Consider the following 14,806-nt stretch of genomic DNA (forward strand, 5'->3'; position numbering starts at 1 on the left):
CGGTTCTGATTTTTGACGGAAATTCAAGCGGATATCCAAGTTTGTGACGACGTGCGACAGCATGTCCGAATAGCGCCTCGGTTTATTGTCGCGAAAGCCGGCGAAGGCCGCAACAGTGCATGGCGGATTGCCATCGGCTTTTCCGTCATCACGCTAATGGTCCTTTTCATCACCATCGCTGCCATCGCCGCCGGCCCATTGGTTTATCAGGGATTTTGTTCGCTCGCAGGCTGCGCGCAGCCGACGCTTTCGTATTGGGAAGCCTCCGAATTGCTGTATGAATCATTCCTCGATTCATGGCTCGGCTTCGCCCTAGCTTTATCCACGATCGGCGTCGCGTGGGCTGGCACATGGGTTGCTCTTCGCCTTGTTCACCGCAGGCGGTTGTCCAGCTTGATGGGGGTGACCGGCCGGCTTTCATGGCATGATTTCGCCAGCAGCTTTGCGGTTTGGTTCATAGTCGGCGTGTTGTCGTCAGCACTCTTTTTCGCCACGGACCCAACAGGCCGAAGGGGCGAGGTAGAACTGCTCAACTGGATCGTGGCCCTCCTGCCATTCTCCCTGTTGATCCTGGTGCAGAGTTCAGCGGAGGAGCTGGTTTTTCGCGGCTATCTCCAACAGTCGCTTGCGCAACGGTTCCCCAACTGGCTGGTTTGGGCAGTCTTGCCGACTCTGGTTTTTACGCTGCTGCACTGGGATGGCGACGCCGTGCCCTGGATGAACGCTGCCGTTCTCATCAGCATCGCAGTCTTTTCGGTGGCCATGACGCTGCTCGTCTGCGCCACGGGAAACCTTGGCGCGGCATTCGGCGCGCATTGCGCCAACAATGTCGTGGCTATTTTGTTTTTCGGCGGCGACGCAGACTTCCAATGGGCTGCGTTGTATGTAGGCCTCCCGCTGCAAGACCAGTCATGGACGCCGGCTGACGCGGTATTGATGGCAATCGCCGGGATTGTGCTCACGATAATCCCACTCGCTTTGTCGCTTCACCCGCGTTCGCCATTCAGGCTGGCAAGCAAGAAAAATATTGCCACGCCAGTTTTTTGACGGTGCGGGCCAAACTTATCCGCTGGCGATTGCGTCACCCTCCGATTAGTCTGCCTGCAACGGGGTGTCTAATGCCGAGCTATGACAGCCTTTTCAATGCCTTCGTCACCATTCTCGTGACGATCGACCCGCCGGGGCTGGCGCCGCTGTTCCTGGCGGTGACGCGCGGCATGAACCGCGAGGAGCGAAAACAAGTCTCGATCCGCGCTTCGATCATCGGTTTTGGTGTGCTCGCCCTCTTTGCCGTCGCCGGTGCGTCGATCCTCTCGGTCTTCGGCATCACCCTGCCCGCCTTCCGCGTCGCCGGCGGCTTCCTGCTATTCTTCATCGCCTTCGAGATGGTCTTCGAGAAGCGCCAGGACCGGAAGGAGAAGATCTCCGACGTCGCCATCACCAGGGACCATATCCACAACGTCGCGGCGTTTCCGCTGGCGATCCCGCTGATTGCCGGGCCAGGCGCGATTTCCGCGACGGTGCTGCTGTCGGGCGGGCTTCCGACATTCGCCGGTCAGGCAGCACTCGTCGCCATCATCTTCGTCTGCCTGGCGCTCACCTATCTGGTGTTCCTGCTCGCCGAGCGGGTCGACAGGATTCTCGGCCAGACCGGCCGCTCGATCCTGACCCGGCTGCTCGGGGTGATCCTCGCAGCACTGGCCGTGCAGTTCGTCGCCGACGGCATCAAGGCGCTGATGGCGGCATAGACCGGCGACACATGGTTTCCGAGATCACCGCGCACCGCCGCGCCTTCTTTGCCTTCCTTGCCGAGGAATTGCCGGCGCTCAGCACCAGGATGGAGCGCGGCAACGAGCATTCGCGCTGGCTGGCAGTCGGACCAATGCCGTTGATCGCCGTTCATTACGTCGCCAATGGCGGCGTCGGCCTGTTCGTGCGCGGCGCGCGCCGCACGAGAAGCGGGTTGATCAGGGAATATCTGTTCCCGCACCGGGAATTCCTCGCTGCGGCCCTCGCCCGCCCAAACCTGCGGCTGCGCGAGAACTTCCTTCTCGGCTCAAGCCTGCGCACCGACATGCTGGACAGGGCGAACTGGCCGCAAGCGGCGGCCTGGTTCAACCAGCAATCGCCGGTCTACGAGCAGGCATTGGCAGAACTGCAACGCCGGTAAAATCAAGCCTCCTTGGCGGTCGAAAGACGCATGCCTGCCTGGACACGGTCCCGCATGTGCCGGATTCCCGCGCTGAATCGGCCGCGAGCTCCGGTCCAGGACTTGACGGCATCCTGGTTTTACATAATGTTATGTCTTTACGGAGTGCTTATGGACGGGCTCCGGCGGCGAGTGCGATCCGGGCGCCTTCGCCATAGCGCGCAACGAAGTCATGGGCGCGGTGGATATCTTCGATTGGTTGGCCACACAGGCCGGCAAACCACGCATGTGGCGCCGGACGACGGCTGCGCGTTTGAATTCCGGGAATACGCCGATCCAGGCGCCTTCAACAAGGTCGCCTGTGAGCCAAGCGCCGGCCCCGAGCCCTCCAAGGAAGGCCGGGAGACAACGGCGGAACGAAACGAAACAAGATCTGGAGGAGCGACAAGATGAAAAGACGGACATTCCTTTCCGCGGCGCTGATGGCTGCCGGACTGACGGCCACCGCGATCGTGCCGGCCGCGGCCCAGGACAACTACCCGGAGCGCGAGGTTATCGTCGTTGTGCCGTGGGCGGCAGGGGGCGGCGCCGATGTCGGCGCGCGCATCATCTTCGATGCCCTCAGCAAGAAGTTCGGCAAGGCCTTCGTGCTCGACTTCCGGCCCGGCGCATCCGGAACCGTGGGCAGCGCGACCGTGGTGCGTGCCCCCGCCGACGGCTACATGTTGGACTTCACCTCCGGCGCTCCCCTGGTGAATGCCCTGTTCATGCCGCAGGGCGTGCCCTACGATCCGACGACCGATCTTCTGCCGGTCGCTCTCGCCACGACAACATCGACATCGATCGCGGCCAGCGCCAGCGCGCCGTTCAACACGCTGGACGAGATGGTGGCCTGGTCGAAGGCCAATCCGGGCAAGCTGAACGCGGCCGTTTCGGGCGTCGGCGGCAATGCGCATGCGGCGATTTCCCAGATCGCCTACAAGACCGGCGCCGAGATCCTGATCGTGCCCTATGGCGGCCAGGGCGCGATGGTCGCCGACATGATGGGTGGCGTCACCCATATCGGGTCGGGTTTCCCGTCGGGCTTCGAGCCGGGCGTAGAATCCGGCAAGCTGAAGTGGATCATGGTGATGCAGCCGGAGCGCGACCCGCTCTATCCGGACATTCCGTCGGTGGACGAGAGCAGTTTCAAGGGCAAGAACCTGTACAACAGCAGCTGGCTCGCTTTGTTCGCGCCGAAGGGCACGCCGCGGCCGATCATCGACACGCTGAACGCCGCGATCAACGAGTACATTTCCAGCCCCGAGGGCAAGGAGAAGCTTGCCGGAGCGGGTTTTTCCGCGACACCCGGCACGCCGGAAGATCTCGCCAAGCGCCTCGAGGTGGAGCGCACCAACATGAAGGCCCTGATCGACGCCGGCGCCTTCAAAATGGGCGGCTGACAAAGTCGGGGCATCGATGGAACGCAACGGCCGGCGCAAGCCGGCCGTTCGTTTCGGGATCGGCCGAACGTACCGCATCGCCAAGGAAAGTCAGGGCATCTCCGCCAGCAGCGCCTTGACGACGCTCGCCGAATTTTTCGACGCCAGCGCCATGAACGTCGCCATCTCGTTGGCGCCCTCGCCGCCGCCGGCAAGATCCGAAAGGCTGCGCACCGCCAGGAAGGGAACGCCGTTGGCGTAGGTGACATGCGCGACCGCTGCGCTCTCCATGTCCAGCACCTTTGCGCCGAAGGTTTTCAGCACATATTCGCGGAACTCGGCATTGTCGACAAAGGCCTGTCCCGAGACGCCGTTGCCGCCGACGACGATTTTCGGCGGCCGCGACAGGCACTTGTTCTCCGGCGCGCAATCCTCGAGATCGAGCTTCGCGGCGACCTTGCGCGCCGCATCGAGCAGCGCCGGATCGCTCGGAAACCAGAAGCGCGTCTCCTCCGCCTCGCCGCCCTTCCTGGCGACGCTGACGGAGCGCGGAACGATCATGCCGTGGCCTTCGAACTGGTCCTTGGGCAGGAACGGCGGTATCTGGTAGCCGTCCGCCGTCTCGCGCGCAAAGATCGCCTCGAGATACTGGCCCCACTGGTCGGCGACCACAACGTCGCCGATGCCGAGCGCCGGATCGACGCCGCCGGCAATGCCCGAAAAGATCACTGAGGTGACGGTGAACCGGTCAAGCGCCGACTGCGTGGTCATCGCGGCGTTGACCATGCTGACGCCGCTCAGGAACAGCACGACATCCTTGCCGCCGAGTTTTCCGGTGATGAACTTGCGGCCGTTGATCGTGTGCTCGGCGCTTTCGGTCAGGTCCGCCTGCAGCGCCACCCATTCCGGCGGAAACGCCGAAACCACTGCGATGCGCGGCTTTGCGTCGAGCAGTTCCGCGCCGATCGCAGGCGGCACCGCGATTGCGACCGCAAACAGGCAGAACGCCGCAAGGCGGGCCATCAAGCTCATGCCGGAAAACCTCCACGCCGATCCAGCATACCCAGGACCAGCGATGACTTTACGGTTGGATCTCAGAACGGAATCTCGTCGTCGAGGTCGCGCGAACCTCCACCGCCGCCGCCACGGCTACCACCGCCGCCGCCGCGATTGCCGCCGCCATAGCTGTCATTCGGGCCGGACTGGCCGAAATCCGAGCCGCGCCCGCCACCACCGCCATAGGCAACCTGGCCGCTGTCGCCGCCCTGCCCGCGCGAATCCAGCATCTGCAACTCGCCGCGGAATTTCTGCAGGACGATCTCCGTCGAATAACGCTCGACGCCGTCCTTTTCCCATTTGCGGGTCTGCAACTGGCCTTCGATGTAAACCTTCATGCCCTTTTTCAGGTACTGCTCGGCCACCTTGGCGAGATTGTCGTTGAAGATCACGACCTGATGCCACTCGGTCTTTTCCTTGCGGTCGCCGGAGTTCTTGTCGCGCCAGCTTTCCGACGTCGCGATGCGCAGATTGACGACCGGTTCCCCGGAATTCAGCCGGCGGATTTCCGGGTCCGCGCCCAGATTGCCCACCAGAATGACTTTGTTGACGCTACCCGCCATGACACTTTCTCCGCGCTCATCCTAAACAGTCGCAAAAAAATTCCGACGGCGCACTCTATCCGATCGGCCTCGGACATGCGCCGCCGCCGTCAGAAAACGGCGCTCTGTCCACACATTGTTTTCGTTCCTCTTTTGTTCTAGTAGAGAAACCGCCCGGACGCAAGACCCTGAAACAACGAACGGGCCGCCATGGGCGACCCGCAAAAGAATTAAGGTAACAACAAGCGAAACTCAGGCGTCGCCCTGCATGCGCTGCTGGAAGAAACCGAGATGCTTCTTCTGCGCGTCCAGCATGCGCTCGCGGTAGATGCCGTAGATGACGTCGGTGTCGTGCAGCGTCACGCCTTCGATGGTCGGCGAGGCGAAGGTCGGCAGTTCGATGCCGCGGTCGGCGAGTTTCTGCGCCGTGCGCGCGATCAGCTCGTGCGCCATGATCATGGCAAGCACGGTCGACGAGCCGGCCACCGGGCGGCTCCACCCCTTCACCGGAACAATGGCGTCCTCGATCGGCGACGTCGTGTCGATGACGACATCGGCCGCGTCGGCCAGCCGCTTGCCGGAAGAGTGGCTGGCCGGCTTGTCGAGGTTGTTCTTGCTGGTGATGGCGGTGACGAACAGCCCGCGCTTCTTTGCATAGAGTGCGGCATCGATGCCCGAGGCGTTGCGGCCGCTGTGGCCGAAGATAATGATGGAATCGCCCGGGTTGAGCGGCTGGTGGTCGAGGAATTTTTCCGCGTATTTTTCCGTGCGCTCCAGCCATAGCAGTTCGCGCACGCCGCCGGCGCCGAGCACGTTGTGCCACATCACGCGCGGATCGGTGAGCGGATTGAAACCGACATAGCTGCCGTAGCGCGGGAACGCTTCCTGCACCGGCAGCACGGAATGCCCGGAACCGTAGAGATGCACCAGGCCCTGGTTCGCCAGCGTCTCGGCAAGTTTGGCCGACACGGTCTCGAATGCCGCTTCGTTGGCCGTTGCCGCGCCATCGATGAGCTTGGCGAGGCGGCTGATGTAGGATGTCGACATGATCTGAAATTACCTTTCGCGTTGGATCAGATGTAGAGGATGGAACGGATCTCGTAGCGGTCGCCGCGCATGGTCGAGACCGTGAATTCGAACGGGCCGGCGCGGTCGAAGGCGGTGCGCGCCACCACGAAGGCCGGGCTGCCGGCCGGCAGTTGGATCAGCTCGGCGTCTTCCTGCGTGACGGTGCCCAGCCTGTAGATTTCGCGCGCCTCGACGGGAGCGATGCCGTAGCGGATTTTCAGGAACTCGTAGAGCGAGTGGATATTCCTGGCCTCTTCCAGGATGCCGGGCACCCGGCTCTCCGGCAGGTGCGCTGTCTGGATGCCGATCGGCTGGTTGTTGCCAAGCCTGAGCCGCCGCAGGCTCACCACGGGCGCGCCGGGCTCGATTTCCAGCGCCGCGGCCGCTTCGGCATCGGCGGGCACGATCTGGATGTCCAGCAGCCGCGAACCGACGTTCAGGCCGAGATTGGCCATCTCCTCGGTGAAACTGGTAAGCCCGCGCGCGCCGGCAACGACGGTCGCCCGCCGCACGAAGGTGCCGCGCCCGTGCTCGCGGCTGAGCAGGCCGGAATCCTCGAGGTTGCGCAGCGCATGGCGGATGGTGATGCGGCTGACCCCGAGCAGGTCGCAAAGCCGCTCCTCGTTGGGGATCTGCGCGCCGCTCGCCCATTCCCCGCTGGTGATCAGCGTGCGTATCGCCTGCTCGGCCTGGTGCCACAGCGGCTCCGGCCGGTGGCGGTTGGGCTTGGTGAAACGCGGCCGCTCGCTCATCGTATCCTGTCCCATTCGAGCCCCCTCGCCCCGGCGATTGCGGCACCCGTCAGGCTGGCGTTCGGTCCGAACGATCCGGCGGTGATGCGCACGCCGCGCAGATGCGGCGGCAGCTGCCGGCGCATGGCGTCCATCACCGGCGCGACCAGGACGTCCGCCGCGGCGGCAACGCCGCCCGACAGCACGACCGCCTGCGGGTCGAGCAGCGCCACGGCTCCCGCCAGGCTGACGCCCAGCGCGCGCGTCGGCGCCACCAGCGCCGATATCGCCGCGGCATTGCCTTTGCGGGCTGCCTCGACCAGCCCGAAACCGTCGCGGAAACCCACCTTTCCGCCGATCCGGTCGAGGGCGCGGCCGGAAACATGGCGCTCGAGCCAGCCGTCGCGGTCGTGGCCCGCGTCATCGAGATCGGCGCAGGCCCAGCCGAACGAACAGGCACTGCCGCTCGAACCGCGCACGATGCGCGAACCGGCAAGCACCGCCGAGCCGATCCCGGTGCCGATCGCGACGAGAAGCACATCGCTCAGGCCTTCCGCCGCGCCGGCCGTCGCCTCAGCAAGCAGCGCCAGTTGCGCGTCATGGCCGAGCCCTATCTCGACAGCGGGAAACAGCGCTGCAAGATCGACGCCATCGAGATAGGGCAGATTGGGGATCCACAGGCATGCAGTGCCGGAAACTGTGCCCGGCACCGCGATGCCCAGCAGCCGCACGCCATGATCGGCAACCAGCGCCGTGACATGCTGGCGAAACCCTTTCAGGTCCTTCGGCGCCGGCCATGTCCCGACCGGATCGAACCCGACGGGATTGCCGGGCTCGCAGAGCGCTGCCCGCAATTGCGTTCCGCCGAGGTCGATGGCGAGGATCCTGCTCATCCCTTCACTCCGGAGCTGACGATGCTGTCGACGAAGAAGCGCTGCAGGAACGCGAAAAGCACCAGCGGCGGCAGCACCGCCAGCGTGGCGCCCGCCATCACCAGGTTGGTGTTCATGGCGCCGCGGTTGTAGCTCAACAGCCGGCTGAGGCTGATGACGATCGGGTACTGGTCGCTGTTGCCCTGCAGCACCGTCAGCGGCCACAAATAGCTGTTCCAGTGGTAGACGAAGGCAAACAGCGCGAGTGCGGCGATGGCCGGCGCCACGTTCGGCGCGACGATGGCAAACAGGATGCGCAGTTCCGAGGCGCCGTCGACGCGCGCCGCGTCGATCAGGTCGTCGGGCACACCGGCGATGAACTGACGCATGAGGAAAATCCCGAAAGCATTGGCAAGATTTGGCAAAATCACCCCGGCTAAGCTTGCATTCAGGTCGAGGTAGCCGACGATCCGGTAGAGCGGGATCAGGGTGACGATGGGCGGCAGGAACATGGTGGCGATCAGCGCGGCGAACAGCATGTTTTTGCCGCGGAAGTGGTATTTCGCAAAGGCGTAGCCGGCCATCAGGCTGGTCACCAGGATGCCGGCGGTGGTCACCGAGGCGATGATCGCCGAGTTGAGCATCGAGCGGCCGACCGAAATCACCCCGGCAACCTTGCCGTAGGCCTCGAGACTGGGCGAACGCGGCAGCCAGGCCGGTGGCACCTGCATGGTCTCGGCCGCGGTCTTGAAGCTGGACAGCACCATCCACAGCAGCGGAAAGGCCGAGGCCACCAGCACGACAAGCATCAGCGTCGCAACCAATGCATCAGCGCCGGTCGGCCGCTTGCGCAGGAAGATGACACCCTGCCTCACGCTCTCGTCGCCCGCCCCGCTCATTCGTTGTCGTTCCTTCTGGCGAAGGCGAACAGCGCGAAAATCACCACGATCAGCGACAACATGAGCGTCACCGCCATCGCCGAGCCCAGGCCGCCCTGTGCGCGCTCGATGCCGACGCGGCGGATGTGGAAGGTCAGCACGTTGGTCGAGCCGACCGGCCCGCCCTGGGTGATCAGCGCCACCGGTTCGAACACCTGCACCGCGTTGATGATGGCGATCACCGCGCTGAACAGCAGCGTGCGGCGCAGCAGCGGCAGCGTGATCGCGGTGAATTGCTGACGCGGCCTGGCGCCGTCCAGCGTCGCGGCCTCATAGAGGCTGTTCGGGATCTGCGTCAGCCCGGCAATGATCAGCACGGTGAAATAACCGACCTGCTGCCAGACATTGAGCAGCACGATCGAAACCAGCGCCGTGCTCGGCGACGACAGCCAGGGCTGCGGCCCGAGGCCGACCCAGCCGAGCATCTGGTTGATCGGCCCCTCGGTCGGCGAATAGAGCTTCGACCACACCAGCGCCACGGCGATCATCGGCACCATGTAAGTCGAGAAGAGCACGGTCCTCAAAATAGTGCCGCCAGCGACATTGCGCTGATGCACCAGCAGGCCGAAGGCGACCGACAACGGCAGGATCAGGGCGATGGAAAGCACCGTGTAGAGCGCCGTGTTGACGAAGGCGCGCTTGAAGTCGCGGCCGATCGACGTCGGGCCGAAGATCTCGGAAAAATTGTCGAGCCCGATGAAGCGCGCAGTCTGGAAACCGGTCTGCGTCGACCAGTCCTGCAGCGACAACCAGACCGTCAGCAGCATCGGCACGAAGATGAAGACGCCGATCAGCCCAACGGCCGGCGTCAGCATTGTCAGCACCGAGCCGCGGTAAGAATTGCTCATGCCATGTTTCCGGAAATGCGGCGGAGCCGTTCAGACCAACGGCCCGCCCCTCTGCCGCCCGCTATTTCGCGGCGCGTGCGAGGATTGAGACGGCATCGGCCTGGGCGCTGGCCTGCGCATCCTTCGCCGTGACCTGGCCGTATTGCAGCGCCTCGATGGTCTGCTGCAGCGATTCCGAGAATTCCTGGCCGCCGAGCACGACCGGGAATGGCTTGGCGTCGGCCAGCACGCTGACATAGCCCGCCAGGAATTCGGAGCCCAGCTTGTCCTTGAAGGCTTCGACGTCGGAGGTGCGCGACGGCAGGATGCCCATCGACATCAGGATGTTGGCCATGGCCGAGGCGCCGTTCGGGCCGGACTCCGGGCTGTTCAGCCAGGCGAGGAAGTCCCAGGCCGCCTTCTGCTCGGCTTCACCCGCGCCGGCGTTGACCACTGTCATCCACGAATAGGAAATGGAGCGCGGCTTGTCGCCGCTTGGGCCGACCGGGATAGGCGCCGTCGCGATATCGGAGAACTTGTCGCCCATGCCAGCCTTGAGTGCGCTCTCCCACCAATTGGCCATGATGAGCATGCCGGTCTTGCCGGAGACGAAATTGTCGAGGAACGGCCCGGTGGTGTTGGCGTCCGCCGTGGCCATCGCCGGATCGGTGACGCCTGCCTTGATCAGGTCTTCGTAGAGCTGGAAGGTTTCGCCGGCCTGCTTGGAATCGAGCGCCGGCTTGCCATCGACGACGAGTTCGCCGCCATTCGACACCAGCAGCGACGAGAACGGGTGAACGACGCCGGCCGCCCAGGAATTGATCATGCCGAAACCCTGCTGGCCGGCATCCTTCTTGGTCAGTTTTGTCGCCGCGTCCTTCAATTCGTCCCAGGTCTTCGGCGGCGTGGCGATGCCGGCTTCGGCGAACAGCGCCTTGTTGTAGTTCAGCGCGTAGACGTCGATTTCGTTGGGGATGCCGTAAACCGTACCGCCGACGCTCGCGGCCGTAGCCACGCCGGCCGGCCATGCCTCCTTCACCCCGCCCGCGACAGGTTCGGGCGCCGGCGCCACGAGCTTGTCGCGCGCCAGTTCGGGCAACCAGAGATCGTAGATGCCGGCAATCGTGGCGCCGTCGGCGCCGCCGCCCTGCGAACGCAGCGTGGTGAGCAGATCGCCGAACGGCACCGCGCGCACCGTCACCGCCACGTCCGGATGGTCCTTGGCGTAATCCTTGGCGGCCTGCTCCAGCAGCGCCACCGTTTCGGGCGCCCAGTGGGTGAGGTAGGAAATGTTGACGGATTGCGCCAGCGCGGTATGCGGCAACAGGGCGATGCCGGCAGCCAGCGCGTATTTGAATGTCCATGCGAGCGTCATGAAGGATCCTCCAGCTGTTCCCCAGCGTTGTCGTGCGAAAAAAGGGTTATAACGTCATACTGACTTTCGCAAGCCACAATGGAAGAACGCCGTGTGGAAAATGCCGGCAGGGCTGGAGGCGACACTGTCGCGCCAGATATTCGGGCCAAAAAATGGCCCCGCCGCTATGGTTTCAAGCGGTCGGGGCCTGTTCGGGCATAGCCCTTGATGCCGGGAGGATTTTACCGGCTTTACTATCTCGGGTGCTCATCGGCACGCAGCCGCATGACCCGACAATTGGTCTCTGATTGTGATGTGAATCAGCAGGATCGGTTTGCTGCCTCGGCAAGCACTACGCCTGCTGCGGCTCCGCATTCGTGCGGAGCCATGTCGAACAGTCCGGTGGGGTCATGCCTCGCTCCTGGTCTGTTGCTCCAAATGCCTCTCGGCTCCCGATCCGCGTGCTTGCGGCGTCTCGCAAACCACAAGAGAGCGTCGCGAAAATGGGTCCGAAGACGCCATTGATCCTGCTCCCGGCGTTCCGCCGCGTCAACCTTTTTGCCGGCTTCGAGGGAAAACGTGATCCCGTGTAACAGATTGTGGCACGTCCGGTTTTCCACACCGGGTTGTCAGGAGCATGTTCGGCCTTTGTTCTTTTCACTTGCCCCCTCGCGCGAAAGACGGTTAAAGGCTCATGCGGCAGGAGTTGCGGCGTCTCTCGACGGCGCCGCAAAATTACCTACATAGGGGATGGCCGGGCAGACCCGCCAATCCGAGAAATTCCAGAGTTGAGGCGGCGGACCGGCATGGCCGACCATAAGTATCTTTCCATTCGCGGCGCCCGCGAACACAATTTGAAGAATGTCGATCTCGACCTGCCGCGCGACAGCCTGATCGTGATGACCGGCCTTTCCGGATCCGGCAAATCGTCGCTCGCCTTCGACACCATCTATGCGGAAGGCCAGCGGCGCTATGTCGAAAGCCTGTCGGCCTATGCGCGGCAGTTCCTCGAAATGATGCAGAAGCCGGATGTCGACCAGATCGACGGCCTGTCGCCGGCAATCTCGATCGAGCAGAAGACGACCTCGAAGAACCCGCGCTCGACCGTCGGCACCGTCACCGAGATCTACGACTACATGCGCCTGCTCTACGCGCGCGTCGGCGTGCCCTATTCGCCGGCGACCGGCCTGCCGATCGAGAGCCAGACCGTTTCGCAGATGGTCGACCGCGTGCTGGCGGTCGAGGAAGGCACCAGGCTGTTCCTGCTGGCGCCGATCGTGCGCGGCCGCAAGGGCGAGTACAGGAAAGAGCTTGCCGAGCTGCAGAAAAAGGGGTTTCAGCGCGTCAAGGTCGACGGCGTCTTCTACGAGATCGCCGACGTTCCGGCGCTCGACAAGAAGTACAAGCACGACATCGACGTGGTGGTCGACCGCATCGTGGTGCGCGGCGACCTGGCGACGCGGCTGGCGGATTCCATCGAGACGGCGCTGAAGCTTGCCGAAGGCCTGGCCGTCGCCGAGTTCGCCGACAAGCCGCTGGATGCCAGCCAGACCGGCGAGGATTCGGTCAACAAGTCCAAGAACGAAACCCACGAACGCATTCTTTTCTCTGAGAAATTCGCCTGTCCGGTATCGGGCTTCACCATTCCCGAGATCGAGCCGCGGCTGTTCTCCTTCAACAACCCGTTCGGCGCCTGCCCGGCCTGCGACGGGCTCGGCAGCCAGCGCGCCATCGACGCGAGCCTGATCGTGCCGGACGAGAACCTGTCGCTGCGCGACGGCGCCGTCTCGCCGTGGGCGAAATCGACATCGCCCTATTATTCGCAGACGCTGGAGGCGCTCGGCAAGGTCTACGGCTTCAAGCTCGGCGACCGCTTCAGGGAACTCACCGACGAAGCCAAGCAGGCTGTGCTGCACGGCACGGGCGAGCGCGAGATCACCTTCAACTACGACGACGGGCTGCGCTCCTACAAGACCACAAAAACCTTCGAGGGAGTCATCCCCAATCTGGAGCGTCGGTGGAAGGAGACCGAATCCGCCTGGATGCGCGAGGAGATCGAGCGCTTCATGTCGGCCACCCCCTGCCCGGCCTGCGCCGGCTACCGGCTGAAGCCCGAAGCGCTGGCGGTCAAGATCGGCGGCAAGCATATCGGCGAAGTGACCGAACTGTCGATCCGCAAGGCCAACCAGTGGTTCGAGGACCTGCCGGCCGCGCTGAACGCCAAGCAGAACGAGATCGCGGTGCGGGTGCTCAAGGAAATCCGCGAGCGGCTGCGCTTCCTCAACGATGTCGGCCTCGACTACCTCACCCTGTCGCGCAATTCCGGCTCGCTGTCGGGCGGCGAGAGCCAGCGCATCCGGCTCGCCAGCCAGATCGGCTCCGGCCTCACCGGCGTGCTCTACGTGCTCGACGAGCCTTCCATCGGCCTGCACCAGCGCGACAATGCGCGCCTCCTCGACACGCTGAAGCACCTGCGCGACATCGGCAACACGGTGATCGTCGTCGAGCATGACGAGGACGCCATCCTGCATGCCGACTATGTCGTCGACATCGGCCCCGCCGCCGGCATCCATGGCGGCAACGTCATCGCCGAAGGCACGCCGCGCGACATCATGGCCAATCCGAACTCGATCACCGGCAAATACCTGTCGGGCGAGCTGGAGATCGCGACGCCGCCCGCCCGCCGCCAGGGCAAAAAAGGCCGCCGCTTAAAAGTCGTCGGCGCGCGCGGCAACAATCTGCGCAACGTCACCGCGGAAATCCCGCTCGGCACCTTCACCGCGGTGACCGGCGTTTCCGGCGGCGGCAAGTCGACCTTCCTGATCGAGACGCTGTTCAAGGCAGCGTCGCGCCGCATCATGGGCTCAAGAGAGCACCCGGCCGACCACGACCGCATCGAGGGCCTCGAATTCCTCGACAAGGTCATCGACATCGACCAGAGCCCGATCGGCCGCACGCCGCGCTCGAATCCCGCCACCTACACCGGCGCCTTCACGCCGATCCGCGACTGGTTCGCCGGCCTGCCCGAGGCCAAGGCGCGCGGCTACCAGCCGGGTCGCTTCTCCTTCAACGTCAAGGGCGGCCGCTGCGAGGCCTGCCAGGGCGACGGCGTCATCAAGATCGAGATGCACTTCCTGCCCGACGTCTACGTCACCTGCGACGTCTGCCACGGCAAGCGCTACAACCGCGAGACGCTCGACGTCACCTTCAAGGGCAAGTCGATCGCCGACGTGCTCGACATGACGGTGGAGGAAGGCGTCGACTTCTTCGCCGCGGTACCCGGCGTGCGCGACAAGCTCGACACGTTGAAGCAGGTCGGCCTCGGCTACATCCATATCGGCCAGCAGGCCACGACGCTCTCCGGCGGCGAGGCGCAGCGCATCAAGCTCGCCAAGGAACTGTCGCGCAAGGCGACCGGCAAGACGCTCTACATCCTCGACGAGCCGACCACCGGCCTGCATTTCCACGACGTGGCCAAGCTTCTCGAAGTGCTGCACGAACTGGTCGACCAGGGCAACACGGTGGTCGTCATCGAGCACAATCTCGAAGTGATAAAAACCGCCGACTGGGTGCTCGACCTCGGCCCCGAAGGCGGCGACGGCGGCGGCGAACTGGTGGCCAGCGGCACGCCGGAGGACATTGTCGCGGAAAAGCGCAGCTATACGGGGCAGTTCCTGAAGGAACTGCTGGAGCGGAGGCCGGGCGCGAAGAAGCGCGAGGCGGCGGAGTAGCCTTCCTCGCCCCTTGTGGGAGAGGATAGCAAGGCCCGCCGCCGCGCAGCGGAGGCGTTGGCCGCGCTTGGTGAGGGGTATCATCGCCGTTTGCCTTCCAGCGTTGTACGCGCCCGG

Annotated in this window: 13 protein-coding genes; 5 read left to right on the top strand and 8 right to left on the bottom strand. The window is 64.2% G+C overall.

Going from position 1 to position 14,806, the window contains the following annotated elements; all coding sequences use genetic code 11:
* The first annotated feature begins 12 nt into the window (after positions 1 to 12).
* The 4 genes from OHD58_RS17155 (at position 13) to OHD58_RS17170 (ending at position 3,591) form a co-directional block, all read left to right on the top strand.
* A complete protein-coding gene (locus OHD58_RS17155; RefSeq protein ID WP_263804626.1) occupies positions 13 to 1,047 on the top strand; it encodes a CPBP family intramembrane glutamic endopeptidase in 1,035 nt (344 codons plus the stop codon).
* Positions 1,048 to 1,118: 71 nt separating this feature from the next.
* Positions 1,119 to 1,748, top strand: coding sequence for a MarC family protein (locus tag OHD58_RS17160; protein WP_263804627.1), 630 nt, complete (start codon positions 1,119 to 1,121; stop codon positions 1,746 to 1,748).
* A gap of 11 nt (positions 1,749 to 1,759) precedes the next feature.
* A complete protein-coding gene (locus tag OHD58_RS17165; protein ID WP_263804628.1) occupies positions 1,760 to 2,170 on the top strand; it encodes a hypothetical protein in 411 nt (136 codons plus the stop codon).
* Positions 2,171 to 2,598: 428 nt separating this feature from the next.
* A complete protein-coding gene (locus tag OHD58_RS17170; RefSeq protein ID WP_263804629.1) occupies positions 2,599 to 3,591 on the top strand; it encodes a Bug family tripartite tricarboxylate transporter substrate binding protein in 993 nt (330 codons plus the stop codon).
* A 90-nt stretch (positions 3,592 to 3,681) separates the two neighbouring features.
* Here OHD58_RS17170 and OHD58_RS17175 read toward each other — a convergent pair whose 3' ends face one another.
* The 8 genes from OHD58_RS17175 to OHD58_RS17210 form a co-directional block, all read right to left on the bottom strand.
* A complete protein-coding gene (locus tag OHD58_RS17175; protein ID WP_263804630.1) occupies positions 3,682 to 4,602 on the bottom strand; it encodes a 5'-methylthioadenosine/S-adenosylhomocysteine nucleosidase in 921 nt (306 codons plus the stop codon).
* Between the two features lie 62 nt (positions 4,603 to 4,664).
* A complete protein-coding gene (ssb, locus tag OHD58_RS17180; protein ID WP_263804631.1) occupies positions 4,665 to 5,189 on the bottom strand; it encodes a single-stranded DNA-binding protein in 525 nt (174 codons plus the stop codon).
* A gap of 231 nt (positions 5,190 to 5,420) precedes the next feature.
* Positions 5,421 to 6,215, bottom strand: coding sequence for a sugar isomerase domain-containing protein (locus tag OHD58_RS17185; protein ID WP_263804632.1), 795 nt, complete (start codon positions 6,213 to 6,215; stop codon positions 5,421 to 5,423).
* Positions 6,216 to 6,241: 26 nt separating this feature from the next.
* Positions 6,242 to 6,988, bottom strand: a complete 747-nt coding sequence (locus tag OHD58_RS17190; protein WP_263804633.1) for a GntR family transcriptional regulator — start codon at positions 6,986 to 6,988, stop codon at positions 6,242 to 6,244.
* Positions 6,985 to 7,860: an ROK family protein gene (locus tag OHD58_RS17195; protein ID WP_263804634.1), complete on the bottom strand. Its 876-nt coding sequence runs from the start codon at positions 7,858 to 7,860 to the stop codon at positions 6,985 to 6,987. The genes OHD58_RS17190 and OHD58_RS17195 overlap by 4 nt, the downstream gene beginning before the upstream one ends.
* Positions 7,857 to 8,738, bottom strand: a complete 882-nt coding sequence (locus tag OHD58_RS17200) for a carbohydrate ABC transporter permease (protein ID WP_263804635.1) — start codon at positions 8,736 to 8,738, stop codon at positions 7,857 to 7,859. The genes OHD58_RS17195 and OHD58_RS17200 overlap by 4 nt, the downstream gene beginning before the upstream one ends.
* Positions 8,735 to 9,625: a carbohydrate ABC transporter permease gene (locus OHD58_RS17205; protein WP_263804636.1), complete on the bottom strand. Its 891-nt coding sequence runs from the start codon at positions 9,623 to 9,625 to the stop codon at positions 8,735 to 8,737. Before OHD58_RS17205 ends, OHD58_RS17200 begins: the two co-directional genes overlap by 4 nt.
* A 61-nt stretch (positions 9,626 to 9,686) precedes the next feature.
* Entirely contained in the window at positions 9,687 to 10,979 is a 1,293-nt protein-coding gene (locus OHD58_RS17210) for an ABC transporter substrate-binding protein (protein WP_263804637.1), read from the bottom strand.
* Positions 10,980 to 11,764: 785 nt separating this feature from the next.
* On the opposite strand from OHD58_RS17210, the gene uvrA reads away from it, so the two are divergent.
* Positions 11,765 to 14,689 carry an excinuclease ABC subunit UvrA gene (gene uvrA, locus OHD58_RS17215; RefSeq protein ID WP_263804638.1) on the top strand — a complete coding sequence of 975 codons (2,925 nt, stop codon included), beginning with the start codon at positions 11,765 to 11,767 and terminating at the stop codon, positions 14,687 to 14,689.
* Positions 14,690 to 14,806: the final 117 nt, after the last annotated feature.

The organism is Mesorhizobium sp. ZC-5 (assembly GCF_025753855.1).
In the GTDB taxonomy this organism is placed as follows: Bacteria; Pseudomonadota; Alphaproteobacteria; order Rhizobiales; family Rhizobiaceae; genus Neomesorhizobium.